General features: G+C 66.3%; 13 protein-coding genes and 2 pseudogenes. 4 read left to right on the plus strand and 11 right to left on the minus strand.

The features are described from left to right. The first annotated feature begins 32 nt into the window (after positions 1–32). Positions 33–752 (plus strand): hypothetical protein, encoded by a 720-nt coding sequence (locus ACETMP_RS30960; RefSeq protein ID WP_375159101.1) that lies wholly within the window; start codon positions 33–35, stop codon positions 750–752. A gap of 141 nt (positions 753–893) precedes the next feature. Then, positions 894–1,811: a LysM peptidoglycan-binding domain-containing protein gene (locus ACETMP_RS30965; protein WP_375159102.1), complete on the plus strand. Its 918-nt coding sequence runs from the start codon at positions 894–896 to the stop codon at positions 1,809–1,811. A gap of 38 nt (positions 1,812–1,849) precedes the next feature. Here the strand turns inward: ACETMP_RS30965 and ACETMP_RS30970 are convergent, their stop codons facing one another. Next, positions 1,850–2,923, minus strand: coding sequence for a tartrate dehydrogenase (locus ACETMP_RS30970; protein ID WP_375159103.1), 1,074 nt, complete (start codon positions 2,921–2,923; stop codon positions 1,850–1,852). Positions 2,924–3,077: 154 nt separating this feature from the next. On the opposite strand from ACETMP_RS30970, the gene ACETMP_RS30975 reads away from it, so the two are divergent. Continuing rightward, on the plus strand, positions 3,078–3,902 hold the full coding sequence (locus tag ACETMP_RS30975) for an aspartate dehydrogenase (RefSeq protein WP_375159104.1): 825 nt from the start codon (positions 3,078–3,080) through the stop codon (positions 3,900–3,902). 183 nt (positions 3,903–4,085) lie between these two features. Here ACETMP_RS30975 and ACETMP_RS30980 read toward each other — a convergent pair whose 3' ends face one another. The 9 genes and pseudogenes from ACETMP_RS30980 to ACETMP_RS31020 form a co-directional block, all read right to left on the minus strand. Next, positions 4,086–5,390 carry a PQQ-dependent sugar dehydrogenase gene (locus ACETMP_RS30980; RefSeq protein ID WP_375159105.1) on the minus strand — a complete coding sequence of 435 codons (1,305 nt, stop codon included), beginning with the start codon at positions 5,388–5,390 and terminating at the stop codon, positions 4,086–4,088. Positions 5,391–5,532: 142 nt separating this feature from the next. After that, positions 5,533–5,742 carry a hypothetical protein gene (locus tag ACETMP_RS30985; protein ID WP_375159106.1) on the minus strand — a complete coding sequence of 70 codons (210 nt, stop codon included), beginning with the start codon at positions 5,740–5,742 and terminating at the stop codon, positions 5,533–5,535. 240 nt (positions 5,743–5,982) lie between these two features. After that, positions 5,983–6,609, minus strand: a complete 627-nt coding sequence (locus ACETMP_RS30990) for a methyltransferase family protein (protein WP_375159107.1) — start codon at positions 6,607–6,609, stop codon at positions 5,983–5,985. A gap of 29 nt (positions 6,610–6,638) precedes the next feature. Then, complete coding sequence (locus tag ACETMP_RS30995; protein ID WP_375159108.1) at positions 6,639–7,670, minus strand: NAD-dependent epimerase/dehydratase family protein; 1,032 nt, start codon at positions 7,668–7,670, stop codon at positions 6,639–6,641. A 28-nt stretch (positions 7,671–7,698) separates the two neighbouring features. Then, on the minus strand, positions 7,699–8,217 hold the full coding sequence (locus ACETMP_RS31000; RefSeq protein ID WP_028138039.1) for a DUF962 domain-containing protein: 519 nt from the start codon (positions 8,215–8,217) through the stop codon (positions 7,699–7,701). Between the two features lie 171 nt (positions 8,218–8,388). Beyond that, entirely contained in the window at positions 8,389–9,054 is a 666-nt protein-coding gene (locus tag ACETMP_RS31005) for an OmpA family protein (protein WP_375159109.1), read from the minus strand. Beyond that, positions 9,054–9,466, minus strand: a pseudogene (locus ACETMP_RS31010) (hypothetical protein). The gene ACETMP_RS31005 and the pseudogene ACETMP_RS31010 overlap by 1 nt, the downstream one beginning before the upstream one ends. Before the next feature lie 88 nt (positions 9,467–9,554). Further along, a complete protein-coding gene (locus tag ACETMP_RS31015; RefSeq protein ID WP_375159110.1) occupies positions 9,555–9,842 on the minus strand; it encodes a type II toxin-antitoxin system HicB family antitoxin in 288 nt (95 codons plus the stop codon). 9 nt (positions 9,843–9,851) lie between these two features. Next, positions 9,852–12,445, minus strand: a pseudogene (locus ACETMP_RS31020) (ATP-dependent helicase). Positions 12,446–12,681: 236 nt separating this feature from the next. On the opposite strand from ACETMP_RS31020, the gene ACETMP_RS31025 reads away from it, so the two are divergent. Next, the gene (locus tag ACETMP_RS31025; protein WP_028138034.1) at positions 12,682–12,855 is read left to right on the plus strand and encodes a DUF1328 domain-containing protein; all 174 of its coding nucleotides are present in this window, start codon (positions 12,682–12,684) and stop codon (positions 12,853–12,855) included. A gap of 3 nt (positions 12,856–12,858) precedes the next feature. Here the strand turns inward: ACETMP_RS31025 and ACETMP_RS31030 are convergent, their stop codons facing one another. Beyond that, complete coding sequence (locus ACETMP_RS31030) at positions 12,859–13,365, minus strand: thioesterase family protein (RefSeq protein WP_375159111.1); 507 nt, start codon at positions 13,363–13,365, stop codon at positions 12,859–12,861. Between the last annotated feature and the right edge of the window lie 52 nt (positions 13,366–13,417).

The raw sequence follows: 13,417 nt of genomic DNA on the forward strand, positions 1-13,417 counted from the left end.
TCGCACAGCGTATGTCTCCAGGGAAAACATCGATGAGATCGAACGGCCGTCACACCGCCGGCGCCAGCCAGTTGTCCGCCCTCCGTGCATGGGCGATGGGCCTGATCCTGCTGTCAGCTGTTGCCATCAATCCGAGCCCCGCCAGGGCCGCGCCGAGCCAGGCCGCGGCCGCGACCACCCACGTCTATCTGCTCCGTGGCGTGCTCAACATCTTCTCGCTCGGGCTCGACACGATCGGCGCCCGGCTCCAGGCGCAGGGCATCCCGGTGACGGTCGCCAATTTCGTGTCCTGGTCCTCGCTCGCCGACGAAGCGGCGGCCGCCTACAAGGCCGGCCGGCTCAAGACCATCGTCCTGGTCGGCCATTCCTCCGGCGCGACCGCGCTGCCCGACATGATCGCCAAGCTCAACCAGCTCGGCGTGCCCGTGAAGCTCGCGATCGGTCTCGACTCCGTGTTCAAGACCAAGCTCTCGACCGGCGCCGAGCGCTACATCAACATCTATATCGGCGATGGGCCCGGCGAGCCGGTGCGGGCCGCAGCGGGCCTCCGCGGCAAGCTCGACAATGTCGACGTGCGCGGCTCCGGCGTCGGTCATATCTCGATCGACAAGAACGAGGCGATCCAGCGCCGCGTCATCGCCGAGATCGACGCCGCGATCATGCGCTCGCGCGCTCCGGCCACGCCGGTCGCCGAACACGGCGCCCCGCGGCAGGCGCGCTCGGCGGCCGCGACCGCCCCGGCCAGGAACTGAGGCAAACCAGGAACTGAGGCAAATCGGCTCAGTTTCGGCGCCGCAAAATCCGCCAAATCCGCGGTCATGAAGCCCCGGGGGAGGCCTTTGCCTCCCGCGGTGGGACTGCTGGACTGATGATTGATCTGGAGGCGACTGATCGTGCTGGCAGCGATTGCGCTGATGGCCTGGGGCCCCGGCATAGCCGCTGCCTCGCCCGCCAAGTCCAAGACCAATGCGGCCGTGCCTGCTGCGCCGCCGCCCCCGCCATTCGAGCCGTTGCCGCCGCCGAAGGTCTACCTGTTCCGCGGTGCCATGGGGCCGATCTTCTCGACCGGCATGGACCGGCTCGGCGAGAAACTGACACAGGCCGGATTTTCCGCCGATGTCTACGAATTCACCCTGTGCCGGTTCATCGGCAATCGCGTCATCGCCAGCTACAAGGAGCAGGCGGCGCCGATCGTACTGATCGGCCATTCCATGGGCGGGCTGTGCTCGGTCGTCATCTCCGAGATGGCGGCCAAGGAAAACATCCCGATCAGCCTCGTTATCGCCATCGATCCCGCGCACGCGACCGGCGACGTGCCGCTCAATGTCGAGCGCTTCATCAACATCTTCCTGTCCGACAGCGTGCTCGGCGGCGGCGACGTCGTCGCGGTCCCCGGCTTTCGCGGCCATTACGCGAGCTACGACCTGAAGGAAAACGCGCGCGTCTCGCACATCAATATCGAGAAGTCCGACGACATCCATCGCCAGATCGTCGATATGGTGACGCGGCTGCCGCGCATTCCGCCGCAGACTGAGGCCGATGCCGTGCCGCTGCGCTATCTCGTGCCTGCGGACACGTTGGTCGAATTGTGGGACTCCGGTGTGCAGATCCCGGTGCGCCGCGGCGACACCATGGAGAGCATCGCCGCCGCCAATCGCGTGCCGCTGTGGACGCTCGCGCAGAGCAATTCGCTTGCAGAGAATGCCCAGCTCACGCCGGGGCAAACCATCATCGTCCCGCGCCACCTGACGCCGCCCGAGCCTGCAGCCGCGATGGCGGCGCCGCCGGCGGCTTCGGCGAAGCGGAAGTAGGCTCTTTGCCTCTCCTCGCATGCGGGGAGAGGAGGGAGCTACACGTTCGTTCCCTGGATCGCCTCGACCACGGCGTCCGTGACCTCCTTCGTCGTCGCCTTGCCGCCGACGTCGGGCGTCAGCACGCCGGCCGCGCAGACGCGCTCGACCGCCGCCATCAGGCGGGCTGCGGCGTCCTTCTCACCGAGATGCTCGAGCATCTGCGCGCCGGTCCAGAAGGTCGCGACCGGGTTGGCGATGCCCTTGCCGGTGATGTCGAAGGCCGAACCGTGAATCGGCTCGAACATCGAGGGGAAGCGGCGCTGCGGATCGATGTTAGCGGTCGGCGCCACGCCGAGGCTTCCCGCCAGCGCACCGGCAAGGTCAGAGAGGATGTCGGCGTGCAGATTGGTCGCGACGATGGTGTCGAGGCTCTTCGGATGCAGCGTCATGCGCACCGTCATGGCGTCGACCAGCATCTTGTCCCAGGTGACGTCGGGGAATTCGCTCGCGACCTCGGCGGCGATCTCGTCCCACATCACCATGCCGTGGCGCTGGGCGTTCGACTTGGTCACCACGGTCAGGAATTTGCGCGGGCGCGACTGCGCGAGCTGGAAGGCATAGCGCATGATGCGGGTGACGCCGACGCGGGTGAACACGGCGACTTCGGTGCCGACCTCTTCCGGCAGGCCCTTGTGCGCCCGACCGCCCATGCCGGCATATTCGCCTTCCGAATTCTCGCGCACGATCACCCAGTCGAGATCGCCGACACCGACATTGCGCAGCGGCGAGGCGACGCCGGGCAGGATCTTCGTCGGCCGCACATTGGCGTATTGGTCGAAGCCCTGGCAGATCGGCAGGCGCAGCCCCCACAGCGTGATGTGATCGGGCACATCAGGCGCGCCGACCGCACCGAAATAGATCGCGTCGAACTTCTTCAGCTCGGCGAGGCCGTCGGCCGGCATCATGACGCCGTGCTTCTTGTAATAGTCCGAGCCCCAGTCGAACGTCTTGACGTTGAAGGTGAGATCGCCGCTGCGCTTTGCCAGAGCCTCCAGCACACGGATCCCGGCCGAGATCACCTCGGGGCCGATGCCGTCGGCGGGAATGGCGGCGATCGAATGAGTGCGCATGAGGACCTCCATCGGGACACATCAGCGGTTCGCACCGGCGGATCGCGCTCCAGGCCGCAGCAAGGCCTGGTGGGCTGGCAAGGCAAACCAATTCGGGCTGGCTTATACAGAAAATGTTGCGCTAAGACATCAGCCAACGAGAAAGCAGGATGCCATGGCTGGACAGGAAGCCTCGAACCAATTGCGGGTTGCCATCGCGGGGCTGGGCTCGATCGGCACCAAGGTCGCGACCGCGCTCGATCAGGGCATCGAGGGACTGACCCTGTCGGCCGTCGCCGCGCGCGATCCCGCCAAGCATCAGGCTTTCATCGGCGGCCTGCGCCGCCCGCCGCAAGTGCTGCCGATCGAACAGCTCGGCGAGGCCGCCGACATCGTGGTCGAATGCGCGCCGAGCCATCATCTGCGGTCCATCGTCGAGCCGGCGGTGCGGCGCGGTAAGGCCGCGGTCGTGGTCAGCGCCGGCGGCCTGCTCGATAATTTCGACCTCGTCGATCTCGCCCGCGCCAATGGCGGCCGCATCCTGGTGCCGACCGGCGCGCTGATCGGGCTCGATGCCGTCAACGCCGCCGCGGTCGGCACCATCCATTCGGTGCAGATGGTGACGCGCAAGCCGATCGACGGGCTGAAGGGCGCGCCGTTCATCGTGCAGAACAACATCGACATCGACAATCTGCGCGAGCCGCTGAAGCTGTTCGAAGGCAGCGCGCGCGAAGCGGCGAAGGGCTTTCCGGCGAACGTCAACGTCGCCGTCGCGCTGTCGCTGGCGGGCATCGGGCCCGATCGGACCCGGATCCAGGTTTGGGCCGACCCGACCGTGACGCGCAACGTTCACCGCATCGAGGTCGAAGCGGATTCGGCGCGGTTCTCGATGGGCATCGAGAACATCCCGTCGGAGAATCCCAAGACCGGCCTGATCACCGCGCTCTCGGTGATCGCGCTGCTGCGCAAGCAGCGCGCCACGCTGTGCGTGGGGACGTGAAGGGAATCAAGGCGGCGCTGCGCCCCCTCTCCCGCTTGCGGGAGAGGGTTGGGAAGAGGGTCTCTCCGCAACGGGAGACCCCCTAGAGGAAAGAACCCTCGCCTGCGTCGCTTCGCTCCGCGACCTCTCCCGCAGGCGGGAGAGGTGCAGCCAGTCCGCGGCGCCGATCCCGCCTATTTCGACCTACGCCCCCGTCACACGCCAGATCACGTTGCCGACGTCGTCGGCCATCAGCAGCGACGTCTTGTCGGGGCCGATCGCAACGCCGACCGGGCGGCCGTAGGATTCCTTCTCGTCGGGTGACAGGAAGCCTGACAGGATGTCGCGACCGGGACCGGACGGCTTTCCGTTCTCGAACGGGACGAACACCAGCTTGTAGCCGGACAGCTTGCTGCGATTCCACGAGCCGTGCTGGCCGGTCACCATGCCGTCGCCGAAGCCGGGCAGGGTGCCTGCGGGCATCCAGCACAGGCCGAGCGAAGCGGTGTGGCCGCCGAGCGCGTAGTCCGGCTGCAGCGCCTTGGCGACCATCGCCGGATCCTGCGGCACGCGGTCGTCCACCGTCTTGCCCCAATAGCAATAGGGCCAGCCGTAGAAGCCGCCGTCGCGCACCGAGGTGAGATAATCCGGCGGCGTCTCGTCGCCGAGCCCGTCGCGCTCGTTGACGACGGTCCAGAGCACGTTCGTGTTCGGCTCCCAGGCAAGGCCCACGGGATTGCGCAGGCCCGCGCCGAAGATGCGATTCGTGCCGGCGACGAGGTCGAGCTCGTACACCGCGGCACGGCCTTCCTCGACCTCCATGCCCATCTCGGCGATGTTGCTGAGCGAGCCGACGCCGGCATAGAGCTTGGTGCCGTCGGGACTGGCGAGCAGGCTGCGCGTCCAATGTCCGCCCGGCTTGAACGTCGTGAGCCTCTTGCCCGGCGCGGTGATGCGGTCGGCGCCCGCGACATTGGGAAACGCCATCACGCCGTCGGTGTTGCCGACATAGAAGGTGTCGCCGACCAGCGCCATGCCGAAGGGCTGGCTGAGGTTCTCCATGAAGGCGCCGCGGTGTTCGGCGACGCCGTCGCCGTCCTTGTCGCGCAAGAGCGTGATGCGGTCGGCGGACACGCCAAGCGCGGCGGCCCGGCGCATCGTCGCCTGCATCGCATAGTGGAACACGCTGCGCGGGGCGCCTGCGATCTGGGTCGCCTCTGCGATCAGCACGTCGCCGTTCGGCAGCACCTCGATCCAGCGTGGATGGTCGAGGCCGGTCGCGAACGCATTGACCTTGAGTCCGGGAGCGACGGTCGGCTTCTGGCCCTCGCTCCAGCCGCGCGCGGTCGGCATCTTCAAGGTCGGGATCGCGCCTTGCGGCTTCGCTTCGGGAATGGCGGGGGCCGCTCCCCAGGCCGGCGCGGGCTCGCTGCCCGTCATCCTGCGCCATTGCAGCGCCACGCCGCCGAGGATCGCGACGAATTGCGCGAAGATGCTGGAGAAGGTCATGAGGAGCCCCTGTTTGCGCGCGCATCCAACTGGCTGGCGGGGCAGACGTCAACCGGTGCGGCCTGCCGCCGGGGCCTAATCCCGCGGAATGGCAGCCGATCGAATTTGCATGGGGCGAGCGCCGACCAATAGTGCCCGGAGATCAACGGCCAATCTGCCGCTCGAGCTGCCGTGCCGTGCGAAAATCGTCGAGGTGCTGGATGTTCGGCGCGAGCGCGGCCTCCCTGGACAGCAGGTGATAGACCCGCGCCACCGTGCGCTGCTTCTGCTTCGTCCGCCCAGGCGGCAGTGCCCGCGCCTTGCGCAGGGCGGCGATCGCGTGCGCGCGAAAATAATCGTAGGCATCCGACATGGCTCGATGCTCTGCACATGTTGCAGGTGTCGAGGGGTAACGGGCGTAGGGAGGAGCGGTTCCTTGGTGCGCCGGAACCTGCGCTCGTGCCCCGGACGCAGCGCAGCGCGCGTTTCGCGGTGTGCTGCAGAGCCGGGGCCCATCTCCGCTGCCGGCACTATCTCGCTTCTGGGGCCCGGCTCTGCGCAGCAACGCTACGCGTTGCAGCGCGTCCGGGATACGAGAGCGAGGACTGCCCGCTTACCGCGGAGAGAGGAACGGAATGATCATCGGCACGCGGCGGCAATAGGCGCCATAGGCGTCTTCGCCGAGCTCCTTGGAGAGGAACACCTCTTCCATCCGGCCCTTCTGCCACATGCCGAGCGAGATCAGGATGGCGCCGAGGATTGTCGTCACCAAGCCGATTGCGACGCCGGTCACCAGCATCCCGAAGATCAGTCCGGTGTAGATCGGGTGACGGACGATACCGTAGGGGCCAGTGTCGATGACGCGGTGATCTTCCTTGTGGGTGATGGTGTTGGACCAGAATTTTCCGAGATGCAGCCGCCCCCACCATGCGAAGGCGATGCCGGCGACTGAGAGGACCGCAGCGATCACAATGCCGGTGTTGCCGAGCACCCAAAGCGGCTTCCAGCCCATGGCTTCCGCAATGAACGGCGTGTACAGGATGCCGCCGACCAGGATCGGCAGGCGATAGCGCTGAGACTCCAGCGTCATGACCTGCTTCTTGGTCTGCCCCTGCCAGAACGAGGCGCCGACCCAGCTAGCCAGAAAAGCGAGCCAGATCAGGGCGAGCAGTTGCGTCGGCCAGGTCGTGGTCCAACCACCCCAGGCGACAGAGAGAAGCTTGCTGAAATCGAAAGACATGAAGGTTCTTTGCGTTTGAAGCGGCGGCGTCAGCCCGCGCGCGAGGAGAGCGCGCGATGCTCGATGGCGCCGGTGGGCTGCTGGCCGTTGCGGGCGAGCAGGTGGGTGATGGTTTCGCGCAGCACCGGCTCGATCGGACGCGGCGAATAGCCGAGCTCGGTGCGCGCCTTGCCGATCGAAAGATCGCTCGCGGCGAGCGCGATGCGCACGCCCTCGGCGGTGCCGTTGGGGGGCCTGCGCGTGAAGTTGTCGGCCAGATATTCGAGCATGATGCCGGAGAGCTCGGCGAGCCTGCCGGGCACGACGATCGGGTACTGCCGGCGGCCGCTCATCGCCGACATCATCCGCAGGATGTTGCCGAGCGGAACGCAGTCGCCGCCGAGGATGTAGCGCTGGCCCTGGCGGCCCCGTTCCATGGTCAGCACCAGGCCCATGGCAACGTCGCGAACGTCGACGAGGTTGACCAGGAAATTGAGATGCGGCTGCACCTTCTTCTGGAGGAAGTACCAGAGCATCGCGGTCGGCGGCGTCAGATTGTGGTCGGCGGCGCCGATCGGCATGGTCGGCGTGCCGATCACGAGCGGAAAACCGCTGGCCGCGGCCTTTGCGGCGCAATGCTCGGCGAGCGACTTCGAGCGCGTGTAGGCGCCGGGCATGGCGTCGGCCGGCTGCAGCGCTTCCTCGGCAGGAATGCCTTTGAGGTCGGAATAGGGGAACAGGATCGATTCCGTCGAGCAGTGCAGAAAGCGCGACACGCCGCGCTTCATCGCGGCCGCGAGCACGATCTCGGTGCCGCGGCAATTGACCTCGTGAAAGTCCTGCTTGTTGGCGACCCACATGCCGGGCAGGCCGGCGAGGTGATAGACCTGATCGACCCCGGCGAGCGCCGCATCGACCGCGGCGCCGTCCAGCACCGAGCCATGGACGTGTTCGACGTCGGCGTTCGCCGCGGCCGGCGCACGGATGTCGAGAACACGCACCCGCTGCCCACGGCCGCGGAGCGCTTCGACGAGATGATGTCCGATGAAGCCACTGCCACCGGTAACCAGGACGAGAGCCATGCAGAAGGTTGCTGTTTCGCTTCTAGAGCTATCGGGTTGAAAGGGAATTGGTCGGAAGAGGCGCCAGAATCGCGGCAAGGTCGCGACGGAAGCCCAAGGCAATGAACAATTTTGCCATCACGAACATCGGTCCAAGGAAAAGATGCGAAGGAAAAGTGAACAGCGAGGCTTCGCGCCCCTCAAAAACCTTGTGGCCGATGGTCTGCGCGGCGAGGCCGAGCACCACCAGCGCAGCGAAAATCGCCCACATCGCCGCGGTGCTGACCTGCGCCGCGATGGTCGACGCAACCGAAAACAGCACGATGGAGACCGCCAGAATGCCGATCCCGAGCGCCACATCGAGCAGCAGCCAATAGATCAGAACCGGCAAGGCCAGGATCACCGCAAGGCTGACGTCGAAACCGAACAGCGGAAGCCTGACCAGCGTCAGCGGCAGCACCGCGCCGGTGAACAGCAGGAGAATACCGACCACATGCATCGCCGTGTTGCGGGGATCGCGATGGTACTCGACGTAAACGGCAAGTTGGCGCTGGAACAAGCCACCCATTTTGGTCTCATGCAGCACGGGATCGGGAAGGGCGAGCAGTCGCTATAGCACTGGACCGGGCGGTGCACAAACCGGCACTATTGTCGCGCAAGGCCGTATGGGTGCGTGCTGGACAGGCCCCAAAACGATCAGGACTTCAAAAGGTTCCGCCAGGCGCGCAGCCGTCTCCGCTCAGCGCTTCTTGGCGGGCTTTTTCGCCGCAGGCGCCGGCGCCGCCGGATGTGGCGCCTCCTCCGGCAGCTTGGCATAGGTCAGGATTTGCAACTGGCCGTTGACGGCCGAAGTCGGCCTGGCCCGGTCGAGCAACTGCTCCTCGCCGAGGCCGATCGGATGCAGGCGCTTGGTCGAGATCTTGAACGTGTTCACCAGCACATCGCGGATCGCGTCGGCGCGGCGCTGGCTCAGGATCGCATTGGCCTCGCGCGTCTTCGAATTGGATTCGACATGGCCGACGATCAGGAACGTGTAGGGCAGCAGCGAGGAATGAACCAACGCGTCCGCGATGCGGCCGACGGTCTGGTAGGAGGCCGGCTGGATGATGGGCGTGTCGGCATCGAACTGGATCTGTGCATTGAAGGCCGGCAGCTTGGCCAGATCGGGCGCGATCAGCGGCCGGTTCACGGGTCCCGGATCGTTCTTGATCCTGGTCTTGGCGCGCTCCATCACCTGCTGCTTCAGCGCGGGCAGATCGACCTCGGCAGCCTGCTCGAAACGGTTCAGCTTGGCGACGATGTCGTCGCGGGTCGGCGCCGCCGTCTGCGCACGTGCAGGGCCGGCGAGCAGCGCGAAGCCCAGCGCGATGCCCAGTCCCGCGGTGGTGAGCCGTTTCGCGCGCATCAGCGATACCCCGCGTCGTCAACGGCTTTCAGGCAGTTGTTGCTGATGCCCTTGGGGGTCGAGACCAGGCAGGGGACCGACTTGCTGGTCTCCTTGGTCGAGCCGCCGCAGACCTTGACGATCTCGCGCTGGCAGGCGTTCGCCACGGTGACGCGCGCGGCAACGCGCTTCTGAATGGCGTCGAAGACGCCGAGATAGTCGCTCGCGCATTGCGGCGAGTACGTCGCGGTTGCGCGACAGGCATTCCTTCAGCCGGTTCAGATCCGGGTTGACGCCGCGGCAATTGGCGACGATTTCCGCGCCGCAGCTCGCCGCCAGCTTGCCGATCGAGATCGCCAAAGCTCATGGTCTCCGCCGCCGCCAGCGACGGCATCCCCAATGCAAGCAAGATCAGTGCGATGCCCCGGACCATGGCCGCATCTGATACGGGGAAGTTCGCGATGGTCAAGACCTGTTCGGCGCAGAACCGTCGAAGGCCAGGGGAGTGCGGCGAACAGTCCTCACTCGGCGGCGTCGCGGGACGGCCATTCGATCAGGGCGACCGTGTGGTTTCTGAGGTCACCGGCCACATCGGCGTCTGCCTTGAGCTCGTCCAATGTCCGCGGCGGGGGAAGCGCGCGGCCATCCGCGGCGAGGTCCTGAGCATAGAGCGCGAGCGCCTCGGGCGCATTCTCCAGGGCCTCGTCGATATCGTCACCTCCCGAAAAGCAGCCGGGCAGGTCCGGAAACCACAGGCCCACGGCTTCGTCCGGATCGGTATCCTCGATGATGGCAACGTACTGAGCCAAATCGGGGCCTCACGCCCGCTGCACGAAACTGTCCACGACCTTCTTCTCGCCGGCCTTGTCGAAGGCGATGGTGAGCTTGTTGCCGTCGATCTTGGTGACGCGGCCGTAGCCGAACTTCTGGTGGAAGACGCGATCGGACAGCGAGAATTCCGACGTGGTGCCGGTCGACTTGGCGACCAGCTCGCCCTCGATCGTCAGCGGACCGCGACGGCGCGAGGCGAAGCTGCCGAAATCGGGGCCCGATGATGATGAGAACGTCGCGGCTTCTTCCTCGAAGCCGCCGCTTCGGCCGCCGCCATTGCGGCCACTGCTGCGGTTGCGGTTGGCCTGCGCCCGCTGCCAGCCCGGGGTCGAATAGGTCGAGCCGAACGCCTCCATGTCGTCGAAGCGCGAGGCGCCATAGCCGCCGGTGCCGCCCCAGGCCGAGCCGCCCTTGGATTCCGTGATCTCGACATTGGCCGCCGGCAATTCGTCGAGGAAGCGCGAGGGGATCGTGGTCGACCAGGTGCCGTGGATGCGCCGATTGGTGGCGAAATAGATCATGGCGCGGCGGCGGGCGCGGGTCAGGCCGACATGGCCGAGCCGGCGCTCTTCTTCCAGGCCGGCGCGGCCCTGTTCGTCCAGCGTGCGCTGGCTTGGAAACAGGCCTTCCTCCCAGCCCGGCAGGAACACGTTGTCGAATTCGAGCCCCTTGGCCGAATGCAATGTCATCAGCGACACCGCATCCTCCTCGGCGCCGCCCTCGCGATCCATCACCAGCGAGATGTGTTCGAGGAAACCTTGCAGGTTCTCGAACTCCTCCATCGAGCGCACCAGCTCTTTCAGGTTCTCCAGCCGGCCCGCGGCGTCCGCCGAACGGTCCTTCTGCCACATCTCGGTATAGCCGCTCTCGTCGAGCACGATCTGGGCGAGATCGGTGTGTGCGGTGACCTCGCGCTGGGCGCGCCAGCGGTCAAACTGGGCGACGACGTCGCGAAGCGAGCCGCGCGCCTTCGGCTTCAGCTCGTCGGTCTCGACCACGGCGCGGGCCGCCTCGAACAGGGGGATGCGGCGCTTGCGGGCGTGGTCGTGCAGCATCTGCACCGTGGCATCGCCGAGACCGCGCTTGGGCACGTTGACGATGCGCTCGAAGGCGAGGTCGTCGGCCGGGGAGTTGATGACGCGCAAATAGGCCAGCGCATCGCGGATCTCCGCGCGCTCGTAGAAGCGCGGGCCGCCGATGACGCGATAGGGCAGGCCGAGCGTGACGAAGCGGTCTTCGAACTCGCGCATCTGGTAGGAGGCGCGCACCAGGATCGCAATCTCGTTGAGCTTCTCGCCGCGGCGCTGCAGCTGCTCGATCTCCTCGCCGATGCCGCGCGCTTCCTCCTCGGAATCCCACGAGCCGGTGACCGTGACCTTCTCGCCGTCCTGGTCCTCGGTGCGCAGCGTCTTGCCGAGCCGGCCTTCGTTGTGCGCGATCAGATGCGAGGCGGCGGCGAGGATGTGGCCGGTCGAGCGATAATTGCGCTCCAGGCGAATGACCTTGGCGCCGGGGAAATCGTGCTCGAAGCGCAGGATGTTGTCGACCTCGGCGCCGCGCCAGCCGTAGATCGACTGGTCGTCGTCGCCGACGCAGCAGATGTTCTTGGTGGGCGCCGCAGAAGCAGCCGCCAGCGCCGCTCGCTCCGTCATTCCGGGATGCGCCGCAGGCGCAGATCCGGAATCCAGAGCTGAGGGCTCATCTCGGGATTCCGGATTCGGCTCTTCGAGCCGCTCCGGAATGACGGTGTGAGCGGCTGGCTTCGAGGGCGCCTGCGACAGCAGCCGCAGCCACAGATATTGCGCGACGTTGGTGTCTTGATACTCGTCGACCAGGATGTACTTGAAGCGCTGCTGGTACTGCCGGAGGATATCCGGGTGCTCGCGGAAGATGCGGATGTTCTCAAGCAGGAGATCGCCGAAATCGGCCGCATTCAAGATCTTCAGCCGCTCCTGATAGCTCGCATAGAGCTTGCCGCCCTTGCCGTTGGCGAACGTGGCGGCTTCGCCCGAGGGCACCTGCGAGGGCGTCAGGCCGCGGTTCTTCCAGCCGTCGATCAGTCCGGCGAGCATGCGCGCCGGCCAGCGCTTGTCGTCGATGTTCTCGGCTTGAAGCAACTGCTTCAGCAACCGGACCTGGTCGTCGACGTCGAGCACGGTGAAGTTCGACTTGAGCTGCGCCAGCTCGGCATGGAAACGCAGGATGCGGCCGCCGATGGAGTGGAAGGTGCCGAGCCACGGCATGCCCTCGACGGCATGGCCGAGCATCTGGCCGAGCCGGTGCTTCATCTCGCGCGCGGCCTTGTTGGTGAAGGTCACCGACAGGATCTCGGCGGGACGGGCGCGGCCCTGGCTCAGGATATGGGCGATGCGCGTCGTCAGCACGCGGGTCTTGCCGGTGCCGGCGCCGGCCAGCACCAGGACCGGGCCCTCCAGCGTCTCGACAGCCTCGCGCTGCTCGGATTGAGCCCGGACAGATATTGCGGGCCCACCGAGGCGCGCGCACGCGCGGCGATGCCGCCGGCTGCGGGCTGGTGGTCGGGTACGCCTGTGATCTTGCTCGGCTCGGTCATGCAGATCATTTGGCCCCCACGATGGCACCGCGGGGTGGCGGAAGGGAGCCTTCTAACAGGGATGGTGGCTATATGGGGCGACGAAAAGAGGTTTTCCACGTGCGTGGCGGGCCAATTTGTTCCTTCGCGGCTTGCGAATTTCCCGCCTGCCCGGGTCGGAACCATCGTTCCCGCCTTGAGATTGTCTCGCAGGTGGTGCGGCGAGCCGCGCCGGACGCAGACAACATCAAGACGAGGGTTTGACCATGCTAGGCTGGGTTGTGACGTTTCTGGTTATCGCACTGATCGCCGGCATCCTGGGCTTCGGCGGCGTCGCCGGCGCTTCGATCGAGATCGCCAAGATCATCTTCTTCATCGCGGTCGTTCTGTTCCTGGTCTCGGCCGTGGTCGGTTTGGCGCGCGGCCGCAACAGGGTATAGCGCTCACCGCTTCGAGGGCATCGCCACGTTGCGGCCGATGCCCTCGGGGCGTTCCACCGCGCTGTGGGCCTTTATGACCGCAGCGACACGCTCGCTGATGTCGGGCGGAAACGGCGCGACGCGCCGCGCATTCATGTCCATATGCAGCGACATGTTCTCGGACGTGGCGGACAGCCAGCCTTCGCTCGCGTGCCGCATCTCCTCGAATGTGTGCAGCCGTTTGTCGTCGGCCTCGAGCAGCCAGACGAAGATTTGCACGGGATCGCCGAGGTGAATCTCGCGCAAGTAGCGCACATGGCATTCGGCCGTGAAGGTCGAGCCGCCTCGCTCCTTCATGTAGGTCGGTCCGATGCCGAGCTCGGCCCAGAGCTGGTCGATCGCGCGGTCGAACATCACGTTGTAATAGGCCATGTTGAGATGGCCGTTATAGTCGATCCATTGCGGCTCGATCTGCATGATCGAGGCGCGGAACGGCGCGGCTTTGGGCGTCGGGGCGGCAGTCTCCGGCATGTTTCCTTCCAGCTATGCGTCCGGTCGCTTGACTTGACCGGTTTTATGTCCT

Source organism: Bradyrhizobium dasycarpum, from assembly GCF_042019905.1.
Taxonomy (GTDB): Bacteria; Pseudomonadota; Alphaproteobacteria; order Rhizobiales; family Xanthobacteraceae; genus Bradyrhizobium; species Bradyrhizobium japonicum_B.

Bases quoted from the DNA above. Each gene is read 5' to 3' on its own strand.
- ACETMP_RS30995 (WP_375159108.1), bottom strand. From the start codon at position 7,670: ATGGCTCTCGTCCTGGTTACCGGTGGCAGTGGCTTCATCGGACATCAT.
- ACETMP_RS30980 (WP_375159105.1), bottom strand. From the start codon at position 5,390: ATGACCTTCTCCAGCATCTTCGCGCAATTCGTCGCGATCCTCGGCGGC.
- ACETMP_RS31005 (WP_375159109.1), bottom strand. From the start codon at position 9,054: ATGCGCGCGAAACGGCTCACCACCGCGGGACTGGGCATCGCGCTGGGC.
- ACETMP_RS31030 (WP_375159111.1), bottom strand. From the start codon at position 13,365: ATGCCGGAGACTGCCGCCCCGACGCCCAAAGCCGCGCCGTTCCGCGCC.
- ACETMP_RS31000 (WP_028138039.1), bottom strand. From the start codon at position 8,217: ATGGGTGGCTTGTTCCAGCGCCAACTTGCCGTTTACGTCGAGTACCAT.
- ACETMP_RS30985 (WP_375159106.1), bottom strand. From the start codon at position 5,742: ATGTCGGATGCCTACGATTATTTTCGCGCGCACGCGATCGCCGCCCTG.
- ACETMP_RS30960 (WP_375159101.1), top strand. From the start codon at position 33: ATGAGATCGAACGGCCGTCACACCGCCGGCGCCAGCCAGTTGTCCGCC.
- ACETMP_RS30990 (WP_375159107.1), bottom strand. From the start codon at position 6,609: ATGTCTTTCGATTTCAGCAAGCTTCTCTCTGTCGCCTGGGGTGGTTGG.
- ACETMP_RS30970 (WP_375159103.1), bottom strand. From the start codon at position 2,923: ATGCGCACTCATTCGATCGCCGCCATTCCCGCCGACGGCATCGGCCCC.
- ACETMP_RS31025 (WP_028138034.1), top strand. From the start codon at position 12,682: ATGCTAGGCTGGGTTGTGACGTTTCTGGTTATCGCACTGATCGCCGGC.
- ACETMP_RS30975 (WP_375159104.1), top strand. From the start codon at position 3,078: ATGGCTGGACAGGAAGCCTCGAACCAATTGCGGGTTGCCATCGCGGGG.